Below are 24,858 nucleotides of genomic sequence, written 5' to 3' on the forward strand. Positions count from 1 at the left end.
GCAAGAATACATTGCATCAATTCCGGTTGATGCAATGTGTTCTTGCCGCGCTTCCTCAACGTGCGACCTTCCTCAGAGGAGAGCCGAATTGTACCGCCAGGCGTTCATTGTATTGATGTGGCATTTCGTGAGTTCCGTGTCCTTCGCGGCTCCACTCACGTATGAAGCAGACGTACGGCCCATTCTCAAAGCTCATTGTTTTCAATGTCATGGTGAAGCGGGTGAGCGTGAAGGCAGTCTTGACCTAAGGCTCAAGCGGTTGATGCTCAGCGGCGGCGATTCCGGACCGGCGATTGTACCGGGGAAGGTGGATCAAAGTCTGATCGTCGAGCGGATCGAAGCCGGGGAGATGCCGCCCGAGAATAAACATCCTCTCGAAGACAAAGACCTACAGACCCTGAAACAGTGGATCGCCCAAGGGGCCAACACCGCCCGCCCGGAACCGGAGAACATTGACGACGGACCATTACTGACCGAAGAAGAACGAAATTGGTGGGCCTTTCAACCGGTAAAACGGCCGGGTGTACCGGCGTTGGTGGACACATCAAACATCGAAACACCGATCGATGCGTTCTTGCTTTCACGACTTCAGTCGACGATCAAAGATGGCGAGCAAACGACGCCGTTCCAATTCGCCACGCGTGCTCGCAAAGAGGTCTTGGTCCGCCGAGTTTATTTCGATTTGCTTGGTCTTCCACCGACACCGGCTGAAGTCGACGCATATGTGAATGATCATCATCCCAATGCGTGGCTGCGATTGGTTGATCGGCTGTTGTCGTCTCCACATTACGGCGAACGTTGGGGGCGACATTGGCTCGATGTGGCGGGCTATGCAGATTCCGAAGGCTACACCGACGAAGACCGCGTGCGGCCATTTGCCTATCACTACCGCGACTATGTCATTCGCGCATACAACGCGAACAAGCCGTTCGATCAGTTTCTCATCGAGCAGTTAGCTGGTGATGAATTGGTGTCCTCCGAAACTGAAATGACACCCCACAAAGTCGAAAAGCTGACGGCCACCGGATTCCTACGGATGGCCCCTGACGGCACGGCTTCGGGGGGAATCGATCAGAACCTGGCCCGCAATCAAGTCATGGCGGACACGCTGCAAATCGTGGGCAGTTCCATTTTGGGACTGACGGTGCACTGTGCTCAGTGTCACGACCACCGGTATGACCCGATTCCCCAAGTCGATTACTATCGCTTGCGGGCGGTCTTTGAACCGGCACTCGGGTGGAAGAACTGGAAAGTCCCTGCGGCCCGGCAGATTTCTCTCTACACAGATGCAGAACGGGAACTGCGGACGCAAATCGAAACCGAAGCGAAACAGGTGGACGCTGAGCGTCAGAAGCGGGTGCAACATTACATCAGTCGGACCTTGGAACAAGAACTCTTGTTGATTCCCAAAGAAACCCGCGATCAATTGCGAGAAGCCTTCAACACGCCGGTGGCCAAACGCACGGAAGAGCAAAAGAACTTGCTCGGAGCGTCTCCCAGTATTGCCAACATTCGTGAAGGTTCGCTGTATCTTTACGAACGTCGACGATCGGCCCGCATTGACGACATCAATACGAAACGAGCCGAACGTGAAACCGAACTCATTCAACAGACGCAAACACGTGAGCTTGCCAGACTCCCGGACGACATTCGAGCCGACATCAAGACCGCATTGGAAGTGACTCCCGAGGAACGTTCGCCAGCTCAGTTGGAATTGCTTAACGACCATCCCAATGTCGTCGTCACGACGGAAAATCTTGCGACGCTGAATCCCGAAGCGGGTGCGGAGTTGTCTCTGTATACCGAAGCCGCCGAGGAAATTCGCAGCACGAACATCAAACAAGACTTGCAAAAATATAGTGATCAGGCGGCAGAGATTCGGTCCAAGATACCCGCAGAAGATTTTTTGCGGGCGCTTACGGAAACGCCGGGAACAGTGCCACCGACGTTTGTGTTTCATCGTGGCGACCACGAGCAGCCACGCGAACAGGTGGAACCATCCGGCTTGACGGTCCTCGGCGGGAACATGCACGTTTCGGATGGTCCCAATCTGCCCACATCGGCTCGACGGTTGAACTATGCGAAATACCTGACGAGCGGCCAACACCCGTTAGTGGCGCGGGTGATCGTCAATCGGATTTGGATGCATCACTTCGGCCAGGGACTTGTCAACACGCCCAGCGATTTTGGATTTCTCGGCGAGCGGCCAACGCATCCTGAACTGCTCGATTGGCTAGCGGCGGAGTTTGTCGAATCTGGTTGGGACGTCAAACGTCTGCATCGGTTGATTATCTCATCCTTCGCTTACCAACAATCCGCAGTGGGTGATCCCCGCTTAGTCCAAGCCGATCCGGACAACCGTCTGTACGGTCGCTGGACCGTTCGACGGTTGGAATCGGAAGCCCTGCGAGATGCGATGTTGTCGGTCAGCGGCCGGTTCAATTCCGAACTCTTTGGCGAACCCGTGCCCGTGATGGAAGACGAAGTTGGGCAGATTGTCATCGGTCGTGAAAACCTCGATGGTGAACGCAAACCGGGTACGAAAGTATCACTCGATGGAGACGAATATCGTCGAAGCGTGTATGTGCAAGTTCGGCGGAGTCGCACGTTGGCCAGTTTGGAGACGTTCGACGCCCCCACGATGACGCCTAATTGCGAACAACGGGCGGACTCGAATGTCGCCCCGCAATCGCTGTGGTTCATGAATAGTCAATTTGTGATCGATGCCGCTAACGACTTCGCCGCTCGATTGCAGACCGAATCGCCCGGCGATCTGAAAGCTCAAGTTGCAAAAGGCTGGCAGTTGGCCTTCGGTTCGACGCCAAGTGAAACCGACGTGGCGGCAGCCAGCGAGTTTGTCACGCTGCAACAGAAAACCTATCGCGAAAGCACAGATAACGTATCCGCTGAACAAGCTGCCCGGCAGGCGCTCGCTTCCTACTGCCAAGCGTTGTTCAGCTCGAGCAAATTTCTTTACGTGGATTGAGTGATTCGTTCAATGATTGATTCCGAACTCTCGCGTCGCGTCTTCTGTCAAGCTGGTGTGATGAGTCTAGCTCCGCTCGCGGTGGCGAGTTTGCTTCGCGACGAACGTGCGTCTGCGGCTCCAGTGCAACCCAACTTGACGAATCCGGAGTACACATTGGCGGCCCGAAAGCCACCAAAAGAACCGCAAGCCAAAGCGATGATCTCGCTGTTCATGCAGGGTGGGCCAAGCCAAATCGATTTGCTCGATCCAAAACCTACGCTCACGCGGATGGACGGTCAGAACTTCCCGGGCAAGATCAAATACGACGACGTAGGAGCGGCGAGTTCTAAAATCCTCGGCAGTCCGTGGAAGTTCGCCAAGCATGGCGAGTGCGGAACTGAGATTTCCGAACTCCTCCCGCACACGGCGAACATCGCGGATGACATCCTTGTGGTGCGGTCGATGCATACGGGCGTGAACAATCATGGCCAATCGATACACGCGTTGAACTCCGGTCGCATTCAACGTGGCCGCCCGTCGCTGGGGAGTTGGCTCACCTATGGCTTGGGGGCGGAAACGCAAAATCTCCCCGCTTTCGTCGCGATGTCCGACCCGCAAGGGCTGCCTGTGGAAGGCGTGCTGAATTGGTCCAACGGTTGGTTGCCTTCGTTGTTTCAAGGGACCGTCATTCGCCCGAAGGAACCGCGAATTCTCAATCTTCAACCACCCCCAGAATTACGGGGACAAGTGCAGGAAAACTATCTCGCCTATTTGCAGAAACTGAACCAGCAGCAGTCGGACTTGCACCCGAGTAACTCCGACTTGGCCGCCCGGATTGCCAACTACGAACGAGCGGCCCGCATGCAAACCGCGGCTCGGGAAGCACTCGATATCAGTCAAGAAACGAAAGCCACTCAGCAGATGTACGGCATCGGCGAGAAGGAAACGGACGAATACGGCCAGCGTTGCTTGATTGCGCGACGGTTAATCGAGCGGGGCGTTCGCTTCGTGCAAGTCTTCACAAAGAACCAGTATTGGGACCATCACGGTTCAATCATCACGTCCCTCCCTGCCGCTTGCCGCAAGACGGATCGCGGCGCCGCCGCACTCGTTGCCGATCTGAAACAGCGCGGACTCCTGGATTCCACAGTCGTACATTGGGGCGGTGAAATGGGGCGGTTACCCGTGATTCAAAACGACGCCGGCCGTGCGAAAGTCGGGCGAGACCACAATACCTACGGGTTCAGCATGTGGCTGGCCGGCGGCGGATTTCGCGCAGGCGGAACCTATGGCGAGACCGACGAGTTTGGTCACCACGCCGTGACGGATATCGTCAACCACTACGACTACCACGCAACCCTGCTCCACCTATTCGGTCTTGAAGCAGATAGCCTTACCTATAAGCGGAACGCACGGGAAGAATCGCTGCTTGATGGGCAAGCCGGCCAAATTGTTCCGGGCCTCTTAAATGCATAACACGTTCTCAGCTCGACTACATAGCCCCCAATTGAATCCGTTCGAAATCGATTCCCTATGAACGACCTCCGACAATGGCGGCTGACGCCAATTCTCCTGCTGAGTTTGCCGATTCTCTGCGTGACTGTTTCAGCGAATGCAGCCGAGTCGTCATCGAAGTGGAAGGCTGCCGCTGGGGCTGTGGTGATTACTCCCGATCGACCGTTATGGATGGCAGGTTACGCAGCCCGTGACAAACCTTCCGAAGGCACTGCTCAGGACTTGTTCGCGAAGGCGTTGATCTTCGAGGACGGCGAAGGCGATCGGGCCACGATTGTTACCTTAGACTTGATCGGCGTGCCCCAGGGATTCCGCGCGGATGTGGTTGAAGCGTGCCGCGAGAAGTTTCAGTTGTCGCCTGAAGCGATCCTTCTCAATGCTTCACACACGCACTGTGGTCCGGAATTGCGAGTGTTCAAGATCCGACATTACGGTGGCGACGCGGCGCGGGAAGCAATGGCAATCGAGTACACACGCGGGTTGGTTGAAAAGGTCGTTCAACTGATTGGGCAGACATTAGACAAATTGGAACCTGCGACGTTGGAAGTCACTCATGGTCGCGCCGGATTTGCCATGAATCGACGGTTGCCGACCAAGAATGGTGTAATCAACAGCCCCTATCCAGATGGCCCCGTCGATCATGAAGTGCCCGTTCTCAAGGTGCTCGGCGAGGACGGCCAACTTCGGGCCGTGCTTTTCGGATATGCCTGCCACAATACCACGCTTTCCTTTTACCAGTTCTGTGGTGACTACGCCGGCTACGCTCAGGAGTATTTGGAAGCGGCGCACCCGGACGTAACATGCTTATTCATGATGGGTTGCGGCGGCGATCAAAATCCGTATCCGCGGCGTACTCTCGATTTAGCGAAACAGCACGGGCGTGCCCTGGCGAATGCCGTTGAGACGGCGTTGGAAGTCCGTCAACCGCGTCCTGTGAACGGGCCGTTGCGGTTCGCCTTGGATGACGTGGAGTTGCAGTTCGAAAAACCAACTCAGGAAAGCCTGCAAGAACAAGCAGGATCTGGCAACAAGTACCAGCGGCGACACGGCGAGCGGTTGCTGGCAGAGCTCAAAGAAAATGGTGAAATTCAAACCGAGTACGCCTTCCCCGTGCAGGCCATTCAGTTTGGAACGGATCTGACACTCGTTGCACTGCCCGGCGAGGTCGTGGTTGATTACTCCTTGAGACTCAAATCGGAATTGAGTGCCACCGAAACAGACGGACCAAAAGTGTGGGTCGCCGGCTATTCGAACCATGTCTTCGGTTATCTGCCGAGCAAGCGTGTCCTTCGTGAGGGTGGCTACGAAGGCGGCGGGGCAATGATCTACTCCGCATATCCCGGCCCGTTCGCCGATTCGGTCGAAGACCGCGTCATCGGGAAAGCCAAAGAGTTGGTTCGAAAAGTCCGGGAAGTTCCAATGCCGCGCTGAATGATTTTAGCGTTCCGTACTCGGGTCGATCTCCGCAAAGGTCTTGTTGCCGATGCGGTATTTCTTCCAGTCTTTGTAGTCGAAGTGCCACCATTCGTACTCGTAGACGGCGAAGTCTTCGGCTTCCATCGTCTGCCTGAGTAACTCGCGATACCAACGCTGTCGCGACGTACCACCGGGGTAGAGCGGAAATGAACGCGGCGAGAATTCGTCGTAACCGGCCACCATTTGGATCGGTTTGCCGGTCTGCAAATCGTATAACGTCAAGTCCACGGCACATCCCCGGTTGTGACGTGAACCGCGTTTGGGGTTCGCAACAAAGTCTCGCAGTTCCGCCGGCGTAGCATCCCAAAACATCTTTGTGACGTGCCAAGGTCGGTAGGCGTCATGAATCAACAGGCCGAGTCCGCGTTTCTTCAATCGCTGATTCGCTCGGACAACCGCGTCTGCGGCAGGCCGCTGCATGAACGCCCGAGGCTGTTTGTAGAACACGGCTCCGGTGAAGTTGTTCGTGGTTGCATAGCGGATGTCGAGTTTGATGGTCGGGTCAAGTGTCGTGAGATCGACAAGTTCCGCGTCACGATAGTCACCAAGTTCCGCCGGCGGTTCTGCCTTCAAAGCTGCTTCTCGAAGGTCATCGATCGGTTGGATCGGTGTAATCTTGAACGTTTCACCGTCTTTTGTTCCGACTTCCCGACGAAGAAACTCCACTTCCGCCGCTACAACTTTCGTCGCACGACCAGCGTCGTCGCGAGTGAACTTCAAACCCTCGCCGTGATACAAGCCGTAGTCCGGGAATCGGAACGTGTCGCGATCGACTTCTTCCAGGGGGTAATAATAGAACCATTCAATCAACGCATAGAGTTTGCCGGCGTTTTCGAGGATATAAAGTGTGTTATGGTCCCATCCAAATTCGCCAATCAGCCCCCGCCATCGATCTGGTATCGCGTTTGGTGGCGTCGATGGCACCCGCTTGTAGGGCACGCCGTCGATGTTCAAATTGTCGGAACGATCGAGACTGACCTTGGTCCCAAAACCAATCGCGTCGTCCGTGATGGTTTCCCCATTGTCGGCCGCTGATCGAAGCGTATGCCGAAACGTACCTTGTTGCAGGAACACATTGCCGGCAAGTTCCGTTACGCGGGCGAATTTGTTCTGTTCTTCATTCTGATAGAGACCGACAAGTTCTTTGGCCCGCTCGGCCGGAACCGGTCCGGTGGTGCGGTACTCCGGCAGCGGCTTGCCATCTTGGGTGGCCAGCATCAAACGCAGGGCATAACTCGAAAGTCGACTCGCCACGCCGTTACTGCCGTCGAGCGAGGAAGCGGCGACCACGCCCAGTTTGCGTTCCGGCAATGCTTCTAGCTGAGTCGAGAACCCATAGACCGCACCGCCGTGCCCGACTTTCTTGTATCCGTCAAAGTCTTGGACGTGAAATCCAATTCCAAATTCAAGGGGTTTGCCGTCTGCGTCCTTCGCGGGAGTCAGCATGGTTTGAATTGATTCGCGACTCAAAATTTGGCCGCCCGAGAATTGACCTTCATTGAAGAGGCATGTCAGAAACTTCGCCAGATCGCTCACGCTGGAATACATGTTCCCGGCTGGTCCGGTGCCGAGCAAAAAACCAGGGGCCTCGAATCGCCGCCCGTCGTAAGTTCGCATCCAGCCGACCGCGAGGTTCTGTTGAACTGCCGGGGTGATCGTGAAACTGCTGGCGGACATCTTTAACGGATTGAGAATCGAATTCTGCACCTGTTGCGTGTGCGATGTACTGAGTTGTTGTTCCAACACCTTGCCCACGACGGCAATCGCGGCGTTTGAGTATTTAGTCTTTGTCTCTGGCTGATAGACGAGCGATGTGTCGTTCAAACTCGCAACGGTGGCAGCGAGTGATGGCTCGGTCGGATCGAAATAATTGCCGACCGGCGACTCACGCACGAGCCCCGAGCGATGAGTCATGAGTTGCCGAAGAGTAATTGGAATGCCATACGGATTCTGCGGTTTGAACTCGGGGAAATACGTTTGCACGGGAGCGTCAAGATCGAGCTTCTCTTTCTCAACGAGTTGCATCACCGCGATATCCGTAAACAACTTAGACACCGATCCGACTCGATAGACCGTGTCTTTTGTCGCAGGGATCTTCTCGTCGGCATCTTGAAACCCAAAGCCGTCGGCCCAAACCGTGCGGTCATCATCGACGATCGCCATCGAGAATGCAGGCAGCTTCTTCTGTTCGACTTCGTAACGAATGGCCCGCTGCAGTTTGGCAACGGCGTCCTGGTAGTCACGTTGAGAGTTGGGCGATGTGAGAGCAACGCCAGCAAGCGAAGTCGCAAAGGAACTCATAGGGCCGCCCCGAAGATGACTCCGATTCGTTATCGACGCTCTAGAATGCTCATCCCCACTGGATACGACTCGTTGCGTATCGATAGCAAGTTCATTGTCGCTAGCGATTTCAATAGGGAGACTAGGATCACTTCGGCTCGGGAATTCGTCCTGGATGAAGCGTTGAAAGCAAGCAAGCGTTGCGATTGTCAATACGGCGAACACGATCTCAGTCGGACGCTTCATCTTGTCTCCAGAATCATTCGGCTACGTGAACTTCGTGTCGTCCAGTCGAATCTGCAGCGGCCCGGGCCATCCCTTCGGTGTTGAACTTCATCACGATTTTTCCGTCGTGAGTAACAACGACCATACCGCCCCGCACCCGATGTTCTTTGCCCGATAGAATATCCGATGCAGCCTTCTGCGCGCTGTCGCCGCGATAACTCATGCGGGCCGTCATATCGTAGGCGACGGCGTTGCGGATAAAGTCTTCGCCAATCCCGGTGCATGAAACTGCGCAGGTTTTGTTGTCGGCATATGTGCCAGCTCCCGCGATCGGAGAATCGCCGAGTCGACCGAACTTCTTGTTGTTCAGACCACCGGTGGACGTCGCGGCTGCAAGGTCGCCATGAATATCGAGAGCAACACATCCCACCGTTCCCATCGAATCCTCATCGCGTTGAGATTGTTCTTGTTGCGACTGCTTCCACTGTTTCTTGCGATATTCTGTGGTGAAGTAGTCGTTCGGAACACGCTTGATCATTGGGTCGTCGATAAACTCGTCGGCGAATTTGTCTGCACCGGCGGTGGCCAGCAAAACGTGTTTCGTATTCGTCATGACACGCCTCGCCAACGAGATTGGGTTTTTCACGGTCTTAACCCCGCCAACGGCACCGGTCGAGCGATCACGCCCATCCATGATTGTGGCGTCCAACTCGTGACCGCCGACCGCATTGCAAACCGCACCTTTGCCGGCGTTGAAGTACGGGGAGTCTTCGAGAATGCGGACGGCTGCTTCAACTGTGTCGAGACTGGATTTGCCTGCACGAAGCATTGCGACACCCTCTTTGAGCGCGTCGTCGAGAACTTTCGTGCGGTTCGTTCGCCATTCATCGGACGAAGGTGCCCGACCCGCACCGCCATGAATTGCAATTGCGAACCGGGGCGGATCATCAGCGAACGCCAACGTGCAAATTGTCAGCAGAATCACAGAAAGAATGATGCGTATTGGCCACATGCTCAGACTCCGGAGAATTCTCCCAGCAAGACTAGTCAAGACCCGCGACATGAGCGGATTGAACTTGGAGGTTCATTGTCACGTCACCAACCCGGTTTACGGCTTCATGATGTGAAAGTTGAGTTCGTGATGTTACCTATCTCTGTCGACATGATGGTTCGACATTCTGCAGGCAGCGAGAGTTCGACGCTGAGTCTGTATACTTCAGTCACGCCTTAGTCTCACGCCGCTTGCAGATGTCAATTGTGACTTACTAGTTTTGAAATCGAAACTAGACGAACTTGTAGAATTCCTCCCAGCCCTTTCGCGGTTCATGGCCTTTCAGAAGTTCGTTCGCGCGAGCATTATTCGTGATCTGACGCGTCGCAGCATCGAATTTGAGGTCTTCACCTAAACGCTGTGCAATGCAGCCTAACATAAAGACCTGGGTCAGCGGGCCTGATACTGCGAATGACGAGTTGCAATATGGATCGAGGCCTGCAGCGGCTTTGATGAAGTTGTCCATATGATTCGTCGATGTCTCGCTAACAGACGGGCCAGGCAAATCTGCAGCGACTTCTTTCTGCTGGTCGCCGCCGACAACTTTCAGTGTGTCACTGTGTGTGCCACCAACGAAGGTCAGGTCGTCGCTGTAAATTGCTTTACCGCATGCGGGGATGCTCACTCCATCTTCGGATGGCGGACGATTCTTGACGCCGTCGTACCAGTTAATCGTCATCTCCGGCATATCGGGCCCACGTTCAGGGAAGTCGAACGCGATTGTGGTGCCATGAGGATAGATGTAATCGTTCGGCTTGATGATTTTTTCAGCCCGAACGGTATGCGGCAGATCGAGTTTGAGGAAGCGATGAATCGTATCGAGGGTGTGCGGCCCCCAGTCGCCGAAGGCTCCGTTTCCATAATCGTACCACCCCCGCCAGTTACCAGGATCGAACTTACTGCTATAGGCATGCATTGGCGCGGTACCCGTCCACACCTCCCAGTTCATGCCCTCCGGCATATTTCCTTCACCAGGAAAACCTTTGACATCACCCCAAGGATGCCATCGACGACCTTTGTTCATGCAAGCATCAACACGCCGAACATTCTTGATCACTCCTTCATCAACCCAAGACTGAAACTGCAATCGTTGGCGACTGGAATGACCTTGATTACCCATCTGGCATTTTACGCCGAACTTCTTCTCAGCCTGAATGAGAAGCTCACATTCCTCAAACGTATGAGCAAGTGGTTTCTCCACATAAACATGGATACCCATCGACATGGCTAACATGGCGATCGGGAAGTGCGCATGATCGGGGACGCCGATCGTACATACGTCGATGTCGTCGCCGATTTCCTCGAACATCTTGCGGAAATCATCGTAGACAACCGCATCTTTGCAATTGTCTTTCATCTTACTCTTAAAACTTTCCGCACGAGACGGAACAACATCGCAGAGAGCAACACACTGAGTCATCTTGTGTTTGACGGCTTCCCCGCCAATTGCTCCACCGCGATTCGCACAGCCGATCACTGCCAAGTTCAGTTTGTCATTCTCTGCAACCTGACCAAAGCCGGTACTCGGCGCCAGTGTGACCGCTGCAGAGGCCGCCAGGGAATACTTCAGTAGCTCGCGGCGATTGAGATGTGTCATTGTTATACCTTTCGTCGATCGATAGTCTTGCTGGACTTATTCTATCACTTGGTTTTCCGACATGCGACGGATTCACGTCATAAGACGGGAGAACTGTTTTTAACTTTGACTGATATGCAGACAAGCCAAGTTAGGGGATTTATTGTCAAGAACAATTATAGACTTCAACCCGACCAAATTCGCCGAACTTTCGCTCTTGATTGGGTTGCGGTTGGCCTTGAGAACCGACTAGGACAAGACGATTACCATCTTGAGTGAAATTTGCTTCCGTGACCCGATATCCGGTTTTTTGTGTCGCGAGTTGTTGGCCAGTGGAAAGATCAAAGATTGCCACATTCCATTGGCCGCCTCTTAGTCGACCGCCCATTGCGAATAGTTCGCCGCCTGGGTGAAGTGCAAGCGTCTCCATGAGGCCTTCCCCGGCGTCTTCCTTTCGGATCTCGCCAGTCAACTGAGGTGTGTCTTTCCAGGCCCATTTCTGCCAAAGCTGACGACCATTCCCGGCCATCGGATCACGCATTGGTCCCATGCCCGCTAAAAGGAGTTCATTGCTATCAGGGGTGAATTTCAGAGAAAACACGCCGCCGAGATAACAATGACTTTTAATGATTCCCCAACTTGTCAAGGCGTCAGTCGTCCAGTTCGCAACTTGTTGCCCCGACTGGCAATCCCAGACGCGAACTTCGCCCATCAGATTTCCTGCCGCCACATAGCGACTATCATGACTAAAGGCGACCGCTTGAACTGAAGGAACATGTTCGAGTTCGTGCAGAAGTTCTCCGGTTTGTGCCCCAAAGATTTTTAGCGATGGCTCGCGTTCGGGAGCAGGTTCGTATTTGTATCCCCCCGCAAGGTACTGTCCGGTGACCGATGCTAACTTCGATTCATCTGGAGACACAGACAGATCCCAAGACCAAAAGTCGTGAACTTTCTGCGTTCGGATTTTTTGGAACGATTGCGAATCGAACCAGTTTAAGCAGCCGTCATAACCTGCAGACACGATCAATTTATGAGTCGGCACACTGACGACGGAACTCACATAGCTATCATGCGTGCCGATCTGGTGACTTGATCGAGTTTCTAGTTCCGCAATGTAGACTCCATCCATGCAACCCAATGCAAGTTGCTTGTCGTCATTCAGTAAACCGGCAGCCAAGACGCCGGTGGGGACTTTGAAGTCGATCGATTTTTGAAGTGTGAGAGATTTCATAGGGATTACTGGAGCAAGTCAGGAGTTAAATGAGAACTTCTCGGATCGGCTTTGCATCACCTTCCACACGTTGAAACGTCGGCAAGTCTGGCAGGTCATAGGATTCTTGAGGATTGATTCCCAATGCCGAAAAGATCGTGGCAAACAGCCTTCGGTTGTCGACAGGATTCTCGGTGACTTCTACGCCGAGTTCGTCGGTTGCTCCATATACCACACCTTTCTGAATCCCTCCGCCCGTCATCATCATGCTCCATGCGTTCGGGTAATGGTCGCGACCACGTGCTTCGTTGAGCCAAGGTGTGCGGCCAAACTCTCCCATGGCGATGACAAGCGTATCGTCCAACATTCCCCGCTCGCGAAGGTCGGTGACGAGTTGATAGATAACATTATCGAGTTCCGGGACTAGCATTTGATGCATTTCGTGTTGAAACACATGATTGTCCCAGGGCATTCCATTCGCGACCATGACGAACGTCGATCCATTCTCAATGAGATGTCGAGCTTGCAGCGCATGCTGAGCGAATGCCCCACCACCGTAACGCTGGCGGTCCTTTTCCGGAAGCTGTTCTAAGTCGAACAGTGGGGCACAACTCATAAGCCCTTTGACCCGATGAAACGCGGCATTGTAAGATGCGGCGGCTTCGCTTTTCCGGTCGTTCTCGTACTTACGCGAGAGAAAACTTCGGAGAGCTTCGCGATCCGAGTGATCGGCTTCCGTGAGTGTCTCCGGCCGTTCTAAGTTTGGGATCGAGTACTCACCACCCGCTCGCACCGGTCCATACTGAGCCCCTAACCAGCCGGCCCAATTTCCGGCTTTGAACGCTTTGAACTCGTTTCCTTCCGGACAGGGATCGAGCAATACGAACTGTGGCACCGGGCTGTCGAGCTGTCCTAGTTGTTCTGCGACCACGGAGCCAAGGATTGGACGCGTGAACGGGGGACGAGGCTTTTCGCCACGAGTCAAAACATCGATCCCTTGAAAATGCTCCCGCGGTTCCGTCTGCATGGAACGCACGATCGACAACTGATCCAGAATGGTGGCACATTGAGGCATCAGCTGGCTGACTTGTACGCCTGACAAGCGAGTCTGAATGGCAGAGAATGGCCCACCAGTCGCTGTTCCCGGTTTAGGATCCCATGTTTCGAATTGACTCGGAGCACCGCATAGCCAAAGCAGAATACACTTCTTACCGCTTCGCTGGGTTTCTTTGGCAATGGCAGGAATGGAAAACAAGCCCGAGAAACTCGCTACGGATGCCCCAGTCGCGGCGAGTGACCCCTGCAAAAACAGACGACGATGAATGGCATGCTCGGGGCTGCCACACGTTTGTTGCTGGTTCGGTTGAGAACTCACTGAACTCATAGAATACTCTCTTCAAACCATTTGAGATTGCTAGGGATCACTCAAACTAGGAACTGCTGTCCTATAAAGACTAGGCTGATGCGATTAACCAAGGGTGATACCAGAGCACCTTGTGTTCGCAATCCGCCCTGATCGCATCCTAGTGATTAAAACGAAACTCCGCGCTCATCAGCATCGCCCAAATGACCTGTTGCCAACGTCGGCTGAGATCTTGGGTATTGGTGTCGGATGTTTGTAAGAACGCAACAAGTCGTTCGGTTTCAATCTCAGCAGGCAGACGACCGAATATCACAAGATAGACTTCGCGAATCTGCAAGCGAACGGAACTGATGGCGTTCAATCTGGTCATCAAATGCTTCTCGTCAAGTTGCTGGGAAATCAGTCCGTTGATCGCTTCGCCGTTCGATAGAAACAGAGCTTCGGTAACGTCCGTGTTCACTGAATCTGACATGACATCCGGCAGCGGTTCTCTCAATTGACGTAATAGTGGGGCATCGTTCTTGAATTCTCCACGAACCGCAAGTAGCAATGAACGAGCAAATTGCTCGGCAGTCAACGGTCGTTCGAGGTACCACGCGAAGCTGGCGGGATCTTCAACGCCATCGGGACGTCGCGAATCGAGTTGATAGACGCGAGAGAGTACGATCGCACGGATGAGTTCTCGAATGTTGAATTGCGATTTCTGAAACTCGTTCGTCAAAAGGTTTAGTAACTCAGGGTGGGAGGGCGGATGCATACTGTCCATTTCATCGAACGGATGAACGATTCCTCGTCCAAGCAACATCGCCCAGATACGATTGACGAATGAACGGGCAATAAGAGGATGTCCCTCGACAATCTCCTCGACTAGCATTTCCCGACGTGAGAACTTTGGGATCCGAGGGATGTCTTGGTTGTCTCGCGGACGGTAGAGTTCGTCTCGGTCTTCTTGTTTGGCGTCTGCATTCGGCCGCACTTCTTCGACAGTTTTCGCCTGAAAGAACGTAAGCAAGTTTGGTGAACTACTGCCTTCCAGATTGGCAAAATCGGAGAACCCGCCGACCGCCGACTCCGCCACTTGCGGCCCGATCTTGGACTTGGTGTTTTTTCCGCGATTGAAGAACGCGACGAGACCCCAATAGTGTCTTTGCTCGATCTCGGTGGCGATCATATGGTCATGACATTGAGCACACTCAATGCGGATCCCAAAAAAAGCCGGTGCAACCGCTTCGGCAATCTTTTGATAGTCGTTGTTTCGTTCGTACAAGAACCACACGACACCACGATCAGCCTTGGACTCAGGACGGGCCAGCAGAATCTCTCGAACCATTTCGTCCCAAGGGCGGTTCTCACGAAACGCATTCTCCAGCCATGCCCGCCACCCGTGCTGGGAGCGTTCGCGATATGCTCTCTCGCTGCCACGTCCCATCAATAGCGTATCGAAAACATCGGTCAGATGTTGCACATGGTCTTCACAACTTAAAAGCGTGTCGATCAGATATGCGCGTTTGTCGACACGCTGATCATCCAGAAACGCTTGTCGCTCGGTCGGTGTCGGAATTCGTCCGGCTAAGTCGAGATAAATTCGCCGAACAAACTGTTCGTCCGATGCCACATTTGCTGGAGCGACGTCGTGTTCCACCCATCGACTTTGGATCAGTTCATCGATCCTGGCTGTGAGATTTTGGCTTTCGGCGGCATATAGCCTGTCGAAAGGAAGACTCAAGGCGAGTAACCAAATCAGGTGTTGGATGAAACGCATGGCGGGAGTCCGATTGACGGCTCAACGGGGATAAAATTGTGGACTCGTGATTGTACCATACCCGCAGTTCAAAGTCATGAACCGCATGATGGCGAACGGATTCTTGTGAAGTCCGCTGAGTTTTTCTGATCGACGTGGTAAAGTGGCATCAATTCTTTTCAACGTGAATCGAGGTTGAATATGTTTCGCCTACTAACAACCGTCTTGGCAATTCTTTCGGTGACCAGCACATTTGCCGAGGACCGTTTCAATGTGTTGTTCATCATCTCCGATGATCTCGGTAGTCAGGCCTTGGGATGTTATGGAAATGCTCAGTGTCGAACGCCAAACATTGACGCCTTGGCTCAGCAGAGCCTGCGATTCACGCGGACTTTTACTCAGTACCCGGTGTGTGGTCCGTCGCGAGCGGCGTTGATGTCGGGAATGTATGCTCAAGCGATCGGTGTGACTTCGAACGGTGCATCGAACAGGTTCACGCGAAATTTAGGGCGTCGTCCGTCGATGACGCAACATTTCCGCAATCATGGTTATTACACGGCTCGCGTGAGCAAGATTTACCATATGCGTGTGCCTGGCGATATTACCGCGGGCGTCGATGGTCCTGATCATGCGGCTTCTTGGACCGAGCGATTCAACTGCCAAGCTCCCGAACAATGGAGTCTTGGAGAACATGAACACCTTACCAACGAGAAACTCAAGGCAGACCCCGAACGCAAGATTCATTATGGGTTGGGTTATGGCGGTGCGTTCTATGTTGTTCGGGGAGAAGGGAATGGTGCCGAGCAAGCCGACCATAAAGCCGCAGCGAAAGCTGTCGAATTGTTAGAGCAACGTGCCGCCGTTGATCAACCGTTCTTTCTTGCAGTCGGTTTAGTGCGGCCACATGTTCCGCTAGTTGCTCCCGCGTCTTTCTTCGAACCGTATTCGGCCAAGCAAATCGTTTTGCCGACTCAGGTGAAGAATGATTGGGACGACATCCCGAAACCTGGGATTTCGAAGAATAGTTCGCGTAGCGGGCTGACCACCGAATTGTCGAAACAGAAGGTCCTGGAAGCGTACTACGCATCAATGAGTTACATGGATACGCAAGTTGGAAAGATCATCCATGCCGTCGATCGGTTAGGGCTTCGTGAGAATACTGTGATCGTGTTTACCGCGGATCACGGATATCACTTAGGCGAACACGAGTTTTGGCAGAAGATGAGTTTGCACGAGGAATCGACACGGATCCCGTTTATTATCCATGTTCCTGGTCAGAGTCCGGGGGAAAGGTCGGCTCTCAGTCAGCAAATCGACATCTATCCGACCTTGTCAGAGCTTTGCGGATTGCCGATTCCGGAGCATGTCCAAGGGAAGAGTCTGGTGCCGACCATGGCTGATCACAATCATGTTGTGCACGACGCCGTGTATTGTTTGCGTGGTAAGAATGATCATCTTTTTCGGACGGACAAATGGGCCTACATACGCTATGCCAATGGCGACGTGGAACTTTATGACATTCTAGCGGATCCGCATCAGTTCACGAACTTGGCCCATCGTCCAGGAGACTATCAGCGGGTGCAAAAGGAATTGGATGCTCAGCTGGAAGCAAAACTCAAATCTCTGAACTAGTGTCTCATGCTCTGCAAGGACAAGGGAATATCAACGTCGGCGTGTTTGCAGGACTCAAGTTGTTCGGGGCAGTCCTATTGATAGTGAAACGTCACCGTGGCATTGGTATCGACATCACTCACCGCTCGGACCCAATAGGCACTAAATCCCTTTGGGAACGTATGTTCGAGTGTTTGGCCCGCTTGGACAGAAAATGACTGATAGGGAATCCAAAGGCCGGTTCCATCAATGTCGACTTCAATACGAAATGTGGCATCGTTGCTAGAGGATATTGCGAGTTGTTTGTGATCGTAAGCGGTCATCAAATAGGGGTCGGATGGTTCGTTTGCTACGACATCGGTTCGATACCAAGGCCCACCCGTACCACGTGGTTTACCGAGCTTCCAAAGGTCATCGACAACGCCCGCCCAAACAGCGGCCTTTCCGTCATTGCTTCGAATGATGTGATGGCTCTGTGTGCTGGCATCAATGCCTGTGAATAACAAGAGGCCGTTGTGAGAACAGAAGTCATGGATCGCAAGGTTGTGGGTTGCGATCGGGCGAATCTTCGCTAGTCCCTGTGCATTCCGTGCTGGCAGTTCGTAGAACGTCCCGTGGAAATTGAGTAAGTCCCGCTCGGTCGCCACTTCTCGACAAATGCGCGCTTGAGAGAACCCCGCAATTGAGTTTTCTCTAACATCGAGTCTACTAGCGAACGGAGCGATCTCGTAAATGCGAAGGAAATCGTCTGTGTTCGAAGTGAGTCGTAGTTGCTGCGTGGTGATCGGTTTCTGGAAGACGATTTCACGTCGCACTAGTTGGTTGTCGCGGATCGCTCCTCCGGGAACCGTTTTCCAGACGTCATTCTGTTTCATCTGGATGTCGAAGTTTTGAGCCACATACTGACGGTCGTCTTGCCAGCCGGTAATCACCCAAATGCTCTGGATTGTTTTGGGTTGGCCGAGATCAATTTCGATCCAGACTTCGCCATCATTTTTGCCAATCCAGCGTTCGTTGTCGGAAACTACACCATCGACAGCATGGCTTGCCTGATAATTCGCATGGACCGAACTCGTTCTCACTTTGGCACCAATGGCGAGATGCTGTTTCAGCTGATCTGCCAAAGAGGCCCCGTGTTTCGACTTCGGAAGGACATTTGCGAATTGATCATTCTTCGGCAGTCGATATCGTTTTCCATCTTCGACGACAATCACGGAAGCGGAATCGACGGTAATGCCATCGACCGGCTGAGATACTTTCGCGATGAATCCCGACTGAAAATTGGATTGCGACGGCTTCAACTCCATTTCCTGATTCAATTCATAGAAACTCGCATCCTTGCCATCTGAGTTCTCGGAAGCCACAAGTCCGAGTCGGTTAAACGTCAGACTCCGCATGAGGCCAAACGAGTGAGGTTTCTGTTCGACGGAGACGAGGCCTTGGAAGAGAGGATCGTTTTGAGTCGTTCGTTGATCGACGTTACGGTATTGAAGATGGGCCGTGACGTTTTCTGCATCCTGATTGCTCGTCAACCGAATCCAGGCTCCCTCTTCTTGCATCTGGAAGACATGAAAGACCGCAGTTCCCGGCGGAACCTCGATTTTACGGAGCGGTTGCCATTGATTCGCTCCCGCCCGATCGACCTCGATTGTAAAGGTGACCGGTTCTTTATTCCCATGCGTGAGGGACAATTGCCTGTGATCATAGCCAGAGAATAAATAAGGGTCGCTCGGTTCAGCGGCTTTGACACGCTCTCGCAGCCAGACGGAACCTCGTCCGATGACGGGGCCGAGTTGGTCGAGTGTTTTCGGTTCAACGAACCAGAGATTTGAGTTCGACTGTCCCGGACTAGCGTGCTTGGCTTTGAATGCCCGTGTATTCAAGAATTCCGATGCCGCCGAGTCGTCGCACCCGAAGACCACTCGGTTCTGCCAACGACAAAAATCACCGATCACTTTGAGGTAGTTCGAACGCGGAGCGATTCCCGCGGAACTGCTGCGTGAAAAGCTCGGCGGGAATTTCCAGAATGTGCCATGCATGGTTGCAAGCAAATGGTCTTCGCCGATCTCACGAATTCGCGGCCATTCGGTATTCCAGCCATGGGCACCATCGTAACTATGACTACCCTTCGGCAGTCGATAGTAGTGCCAATGTTGGTTTTCAAAGAGTGCCAGCAGAACCGACTTGGCATCCCAACCCAATGCCCAAACCGGATCACGGGTCGGGTTCGTATTCCCTTCGATGCCCCCGGGACCGGTGACTTCGGTAAACTGATTTCGACGGACAAGTTGCCAATCACCTTGACCTTGCCATGTCGCCAAAGCTCCTGATGGAACCGTTGGGTCGACTTTGACTCGTGGATCGCGATCACCGTTGTTCGCGTAAATGAGATGTCCTTGGCCTGTGTAGAGTCCTTTGCCATGATAGCCCGGTAACTTGCTAACCAGGCCTGTCGGAGGGGCGCCATTGTTGCCATCGCGAATGAGACAATTCACGTCTAATGAAGTCACATCAACTTCATAGAGTCCTTCTTCCATTGTTGCATAATAGACTTTCCGGCCCGGGTCCGTCAGATGTCTTGCAGTACCGGTGAGACGCCCAAACATCTTCGACGGGGGAAGGACGCGAATCGCTTTTTGGGAATCGATAACATACGGGCCGACGAGCAACTGATTCGACTCGCGATGAATCATGCGATTTGCAGGCGTCCCGCCGACACTGCCCTCGAAAATCTTCTGCTCAAGACGGGACGTGACTTCATAGAGTTTATCGGAAGAGCCACCTGGTTGATGCGGCGCATAGGTGACAGCCCACAAACTTCCCTGCCAGGGAACCACTGCCCCAGTACCGCATTCCCCTTCACCGTTCCACATGGTTAGGTGGGGGTAAACACCGCTCCAATGTTGCTGGCTGAAAGTCGGCGATGCGAACGAGAGCATGATCGCAATCGAAAGGCTGGCTTTGAACATTCGAGTATTGGCTTTCAATGGATGAATTTTCGCAATCGTCGGATGACTCATTTCAATGACAACACTGAGAAGACGTCAGATGTTCGTCGGGGTGACGCAACGGTGCGAGTTATGTCAAAAAGGGGACAGCGAGGTGGAGGGGTTTGTCGTCCGAGGGGCGAAGGATCGGTTCAGTCGAGTATTGCGTTACGTATGCCCGTCGCATGCGGCTGGTTGTATTGGCGCCACTGCGGTGAAAGGTCAACGAGCTAAACACTACGAGGCTGCCAGCGGGGACAATCGCGGGGATTCCGGGTTCGCTGCCGAAGTATCCCACTTTGTCACCGGTTTCCGGGTTACGAATGTGTTCGACGAGCGACCGAATTCCCACCGTCGAAAAAGGCAGGACATAGGCTGTGCCGTTTTCGATAGTCATGTCGTCAACCGCTGCCCAGACGGTTACATAAGGTGTGTGCGGAAACCCGAGGTACCCGCCATCTTGATGCCAAGAAAACTGAATCCCCTGTTCCGCTGATTTCACCACATACTGATCGTAGAACAGGTAGGCTTGGTTTCCGATTGTCGCTCGACAAACCTCAGCCATCAAATCGCTGAAAACATACTCTTGCAATCGCGGTGCTTGTTCGTATTGCTTTGCGATGTGATAGCGTTTTCCTCGATGGCTAATGTGAATATGGTCCGTCCCTAGCCGGTCCATTTCTGCGTGCATGACATCGATGAGATAATCACAGGAATCCCGCAGGATTTGAAGATGCTCCGGCGGAATCACGTTTTCGAGAATGAAATAGCCCTCGTCGATGTATTGTTGACGTTGTTGGTCGGAGACCAGGGGCTTGGCGACCGTCATGCGATTTCGAATCCTTGTCGTTGCTCACGACTTCGCAACTTGTCGGCGGCAGTGTCGTCGATAAACGTTTCACTTTGTGGATTCCACTTCAATGGTCGGCCCAGTTGAAGTGCAATGTTTCCAAGGTGACACGTGCTTACACTGCGATGTTGACTTTCGATGTCGGAAACAGGTGTCTTTCGGTCTCGAACGCAATCGAAAAAGTTCCCCATATGATTGACGATGGCATCCAACTTCCCGGCACGTTCGGGGCGTTCGAGGTTGTCGAAGTCGTAAACCTGCCAATCTTCACGTTCCAACGGATTCCCAGCGAGATCGTCTACAGGTTTGCCTGACAGGACTCCCCGGTTGACAAAAATTCGCCCTTCCTCCCCGGTGAAAAGGATTCCATTGCGGCCTTCATCGGCGACAGTCATTGTCACGCCGTTTTCGTACTTGTAGGTGACATTAAAGTCGACGGGCACGTTGTAGCCGCCTTCGATCGTCGGCCAATTCGCTTTGCCTTGGATTTCAACGGGCAGACTGTTGATGGCCCATTGAGCAATATCGAGGTGATGAGCCCCCCAGTCGGTCATTTGCCCGCCCGAATATTCCTTCCACCAACGGAATGTGTAATGGCAACGTTCTTCCACATAGGGGACATCGGGGGTTTGTCCTTGCCAAAGATCCCAATTGAGATTCTGCGGTGGTTTGCGGGTTTCGAACGGCCCGCCTGTATTGTTCTTGCCCAGTACGACGTCAACACGCGTGAGTTTGCCGATTCTCCCCTGGCGAATCATTTCGACGGCTTGTCGAAAGCGATGATCGCTACGTTGCCAAGAGCCGACTTGAACAACGCGGCCGGTTTCCGTCACAACGTCGCGGAGGAGCTTGCCTTCGTCGATTGTGAGCGTCAACGGTTTTTCGCAGTAGACATCTTTGCCAGCGCGACAGGCGTCGATCACCATCTTCGTGTGCCAGTGGTCCGGTGTGCCGATGGTAACGACATCGACCTCTTTCCGATTCAATAAATCTTGGTAGTCTTCGAAGTGTCGGGGCGTGCTACCGAAACTTGCCTTCGCCTGATCTCGCACGTGGCGATCGACATCGCAAACCGCAACAATCTTGCCGTACAACGCGGCCTTGTTTGCGATCACGCTGCCTTGGTATCGCATACCGATACAACCGACGCCAATGTCGTTGGCGGCACTCCGGGCGGAGGGTTGTTGCGCGGAACTCACACCGGCGAACGGTATCAAGGCGGCAGCCGAACCACCAAGCAGCGTTGAAGCCAAAAAGCCGCGACGATCGATTGACGAAGTATGCATGAGGATTGTCGTTGTCTTGTGGGATGCCGGAGGAGTGAACTCCTTTGATTATGCAAAAGCCTCGGTCTTTTACAATCACGACGCGACGACGCACGACGTTCGGGAACATGCTCGTTTGTTGACTGCGGTATTCCCTCTGGACACTGACTGAACTTTCCGCTACCGTCCCGCGGCTTTTCCGATCCGACTTGGCACGCAAGGAGGCGTTTCATGGTCGCTACCGTTCTTCGTCCGTCCATTCTGACCATATTCGCCGTTGCTTGCGGGGCCGTTCTCTCCGGTTGCGATTTTGATGCCGTGGAATTGGCGATCAAACGCAAAGCGAAGGAAGTCGTCAAAGACGCGCTCACGCCGAAACCGGGTCAGACTGACGACAACTCGCAAACTGCGTCCACGGGCGGATCACCGGTCGAAAAGTCGCAAGACTCTTTGACGGTGGCCTCGTTCAACATCCAGGTGTTCGGACAAAGCAAGTTAGAGAATCGTAGGGCGACGGAGATTTTGGCCCGTATCGTGCGACGGTTCGATGTCGTGGCGATTCAGGAATTGCGATCGAAAGAACAAGACGTGATTCCGCGGTTTCTCTCGCTCATCAACTCGAATGGGGCCAAGTACGACTACGTCATTGGTCCGCGTTTGGGACGCACATCGAGCAAAGAGCAATATGTGTTCTTGTACGATACGACGCGGTTGGAAGTTGTGCCACAGTCGGTTTACACCGTGAACGATCCCCAAGATTTTTTGCATCGTGAGCCGTTGGTTGCGACCTTCCAAGCGGTCGGCGTGGCGAATCCGTTTCGCTTCACGCTTGTCAACATTCACACCGACCCGGACGAAGTCGACTACGAAGTTGATGCGCTTGCTGACGTGTTCGTGCAGGTGCAGAATGATCAACTTCGCGAAGACGATGTGATACTCCTGGGTGACTTGAACGCCGACCCATATCACTTAGGACGGCTTGGTCAGTTGCCTTCGTTAGTCGCGGTCATCTCCGGCGTGCCGACCAACACCCGTGGCACCAAAACCTACGACAACCTCCTCTTCGACAGCCGATCGACTGTCGAGTTTCAAGGCCGTTCTGGTGTGTTGCGAATGGCCGACGAATTCGGTTTGACGCTCGAAGAAGCCTTGGAAGTCTCCGACCACGAACCTGTCTGGGCTGCATTCTCCCGAACCGAAGGCATCACCCGAGGCCGCCAAGCTCGCCACGAACCCGTGGAAACCTTCCGGTAGGTCTGCATGTGGCTCTCAGGTCAGGTTATCACTCTTGCTGATGGGCAGGGTTCAGCAAGTTGTCAGGTGCGCGGTCATCATAAATTTTGACACTAATATGAATTCCGTCGCGGACTGAACCTACTGCCCATGCAAGGTTCTCAATGTCCATGTCTGGTAGGTAAAAGTGCACGAAATAGCCCCTGCCAGTTTTCAGACTTTCTGTTATCTTGACCAGTTCATTCTTTAAAGGTTTTGCTCCATTCTTGAGTGAAACTCGGACCTTGAAGATTGTACGAAGACCCCAACGGGACGAACGCAACACCTCAAAGCTTTGTTTATCGTCAAATGAACTGGGGATTTGTGTCAATGATTTGATCTTAGCAGTGGTCTTTGAGCCGCTGCGATAAGTCAATCTTGGTGAAGTTCGAACTGTTGTGCGTGGCGTAAATGTTCTACCTGAAAATGAAGATGAGCCGGAGTTATGAAAATGATAGCGTCCCGTTCGTCGATCAACGTGACCGCCACGTGAATCCGTTCGCCCAGAATGTGCGCTCGCAGACTGGTTAGACAATGAAATCAGAACTATTAGAACTAAAGAATAACGCATGTTGCTCCTATGGGTGAATTGCTGCGGATACAACCATTCCCAATGCAATGATCATTGACGATAAAATGATCGCAATTGGAATGTTGCCTTGCTTCACAAGTTCCCACTCATCAACATCGCGTGTTGACAGATCAAACATTTTGATGGCGATAATCACGCCAAGGCCCATCGAAATTGATCCTACAAGTGCCCATCCGAAAGTGATGAGATAGGCAATAGCAATATCTGGCATAGTGTTTGGCTCACGGATGCGAAGAAACCGGTAGAAAACTCCCTTAGGAGAAATCGAATCTCCTGCAGGTTCGCCATTGTGCCGCGTAAGTGGTCGCGCGTCAACTGGTTTCTGTGCACCTGGTTGCGACTATTTGCATCTAATCCCTTTCAAAAGAATCGCTTGCGGATAACCTATCGTCACGAATTACTGGGCTGAATCTATGAGTACCTTCGGAAAGGCTAGTCAGAAGATTCATCCAAACGTTTCGACATCAGGCGGATGGTGGGCCATTCGCTCCAGCCGCGTTTCTCCCAGAATGCGCGTCCGGATTTGTTGTCATCGACGACGAACAAATTGCATTGCCGAATGTTGACGGCTTTGAGCACGTTCGTGCAGGCGTCGATGAGTGCTTGGCCAATTCCCTGGTTTCGATAATCCGGTGAGACTGCCAAGTGGTGCAGATAACCCCGCCGACCGTCGTGCCCGCAGAGAATCGCACCGACAACTCGTGCGTCGTGAACGGCGACGTGACTCATGCCAGGGTTTTCGGCGAAGTAGCGGGTAAGGTCGGGAGTGTTGTCGGAATAGGTCAGAATCAGGCCCTCCGTCTGTTCCCATAAGGCGACCGTCTCTGTGACGTGGTCCGTGGTCATGGGAATCACCTGCGGGGGCGGTATTGGCAT

The 24,858-nt window shown here is 53.3% G+C and carries 17 protein-coding genes; 5 read left to right on the forward strand and 12 right to left on the reverse strand.

All coding sequences use genetic code 11. From position 1 onward, the window contains the following. Positions 1–127 precede the first annotated feature (127 nt). Genes AC5DDB_RS24690 through AC5DDB_RS24700 form a run of 3 tightly spaced genes read left to right on the forward strand, consistent with a single transcriptional unit; the run spans position 128 to position 5,914 of the window. Positions 128–2,986, forward strand: coding sequence for a PSD1 and planctomycete cytochrome C domain-containing protein (locus AC5DDB_RS24690; RefSeq protein ID WP_491742425.1), 2,859 nt, complete (start codon positions 128–130; stop codon positions 2,984–2,986). A 12-nt stretch (positions 2,987–2,998) separates the two neighbouring features. Beyond that, on the forward strand, positions 2,999–4,444 hold the full coding sequence (locus AC5DDB_RS24695; RefSeq protein ID WP_491742426.1) for a DUF1501 domain-containing protein: 1,446 nt from the start codon (positions 2,999–3,001) through the stop codon (positions 4,442–4,444). A 57-nt stretch (positions 4,445–4,501) separates the two neighbouring features. Next, positions 4,502–5,914, forward strand: coding sequence for a neutral/alkaline non-lysosomal ceramidase N-terminal domain-containing protein (locus AC5DDB_RS24700; RefSeq protein ID WP_491742427.1), 1,413 nt, complete (start codon positions 4,502–4,504; stop codon positions 5,912–5,914). Positions 5,915–5,920: 6 nt separating this feature from the next. On the opposite strand, the gene AC5DDB_RS24705 is transcribed toward AC5DDB_RS24700, so the two are convergent. The 6 genes from AC5DDB_RS24705 to AC5DDB_RS24730 all read right to left on the reverse strand — a co-directional run bounded on the left by AC5DDB_RS24705 (position 5,921) and on the right by AC5DDB_RS24730 (position 15,426). Then, positions 5,921–8,260 (reverse strand): serine hydrolase, encoded by a 2,340-nt coding sequence (locus tag AC5DDB_RS24705; RefSeq protein ID WP_491742428.1) that lies wholly within the window; start codon positions 8,258–8,260, stop codon positions 5,921–5,923. Between the two features lie 238 nt (positions 8,261–8,498). Beyond that, positions 8,499–9,476, reverse strand: a complete 978-nt coding sequence (locus AC5DDB_RS24710) for an isoaspartyl peptidase/L-asparaginase family protein (protein WP_491742429.1) — start codon at positions 9,474–9,476, stop codon at positions 8,499–8,501. Positions 9,477–9,747: 271 nt separating this feature from the next. Further along, entirely contained in the window at positions 9,748–11,112 is a 1,365-nt protein-coding gene (locus AC5DDB_RS24715; RefSeq protein WP_491742430.1) for a Gfo/Idh/MocA family oxidoreductase, read from the reverse strand. Between the two features lie 145 nt (positions 11,113–11,257). Then, positions 11,258–12,322 carry a WD40 repeat domain-containing protein gene (locus tag AC5DDB_RS24720; protein WP_491742431.1) on the reverse strand — a complete coding sequence of 355 codons (1,065 nt, stop codon included), beginning with the start codon at positions 12,320–12,322 and terminating at the stop codon, positions 11,258–11,260. 25 nt (positions 12,323–12,347) lie between these two features. Beyond that, positions 12,348–13,685, reverse strand: coding sequence for a DUF1501 domain-containing protein (locus AC5DDB_RS24725; RefSeq protein WP_491742432.1), 1,338 nt, complete (start codon positions 13,683–13,685; stop codon positions 12,348–12,350). 139 nt (positions 13,686–13,824) lie between these two features. Continuing rightward, the gene (locus AC5DDB_RS24730; RefSeq protein ID WP_491742433.1) at positions 13,825–15,426 is read right to left on the reverse strand and encodes a DUF1549 domain-containing protein; all 1,602 of its coding nucleotides are present in this window, start codon (positions 15,424–15,426) and stop codon (positions 13,825–13,827) included. Positions 15,427–15,606: 180 nt separating this feature from the next. On the opposite strand from AC5DDB_RS24730, the gene AC5DDB_RS24735 reads away from it, so the two are divergent. Next, positions 15,607–17,037 (forward strand): sulfatase, encoded by a 1,431-nt coding sequence (locus AC5DDB_RS24735; protein ID WP_491742434.1) that lies wholly within the window; start codon positions 15,607–15,609, stop codon positions 17,035–17,037. A 74-nt stretch (positions 17,038–17,111) separates the two neighbouring features. On the opposite strand, the gene AC5DDB_RS24740 is transcribed toward AC5DDB_RS24735, so the two are convergent. From AC5DDB_RS24740 to AC5DDB_RS24750, 3 genes are read right to left on the reverse strand one after another with little or no spacing between them, the layout of a single operon-like run. Then, on the reverse strand, positions 17,112–20,036 hold the full coding sequence (locus tag AC5DDB_RS24740; RefSeq protein ID WP_491742435.1) for a discoidin domain-containing protein: 2,925 nt from the start codon (positions 20,034–20,036) through the stop codon (positions 17,112–17,114). Between the two features lie 58 nt (positions 20,037–20,094). After that, positions 20,095–20,832 (reverse strand): phytanoyl-CoA dioxygenase family protein, encoded by a 738-nt coding sequence (locus tag AC5DDB_RS24745; protein ID WP_491742436.1) that lies wholly within the window; start codon positions 20,830–20,832, stop codon positions 20,095–20,097. Beyond that, entirely contained in the window at positions 20,829–22,139 is a 1,311-nt protein-coding gene (locus AC5DDB_RS24750) for a Gfo/Idh/MocA family protein (protein WP_491742437.1), read from the reverse strand. The genes AC5DDB_RS24745 and AC5DDB_RS24750 overlap by 4 nt, the downstream gene beginning before the upstream one ends. A 210-nt stretch (positions 22,140–22,349) precedes the next feature. Between AC5DDB_RS24750 and AC5DDB_RS24755 the strand changes: the two genes are divergently transcribed. Continuing rightward, entirely contained in the window at positions 22,350–23,372 is a 1,023-nt protein-coding gene (locus AC5DDB_RS24755; RefSeq protein ID WP_491742438.1) for an endonuclease/exonuclease/phosphatase family protein, read from the forward strand. A 28-nt stretch (positions 23,373–23,400) separates the two neighbouring features. Here AC5DDB_RS24755 and AC5DDB_RS24760 read toward each other — a convergent pair whose 3' ends face one another. The 3 genes from AC5DDB_RS24760 to AC5DDB_RS24770 all read right to left on the reverse strand — a co-directional run bounded on the left by AC5DDB_RS24760 (position 23,401) and on the right by AC5DDB_RS24770 (position 24,858). After that, positions 23,401–23,961, reverse strand: coding sequence for a YHYH domain-containing protein (locus AC5DDB_RS24760; protein ID WP_491742439.1), 561 nt, complete (start codon positions 23,959–23,961; stop codon positions 23,401–23,403). 7 nt (positions 23,962–23,968) lie between these two features. Beyond that, entirely contained in the window at positions 23,969–24,193 is a 225-nt protein-coding gene (locus tag AC5DDB_RS24765; protein WP_491742440.1) for a DUF350 domain-containing protein, read from the reverse strand. A 221-nt stretch (positions 24,194–24,414) separates the two neighbouring features. Continuing rightward, positions 24,415–24,858, reverse strand: a complete 444-nt coding sequence (locus tag AC5DDB_RS24770; RefSeq protein WP_491742441.1) for a GNAT family N-acetyltransferase — start codon at positions 24,856–24,858, stop codon at positions 24,415–24,417.

The sequence above is a fragment of the Thalassoroseus sp. genome (assembly GCF_984380535.1).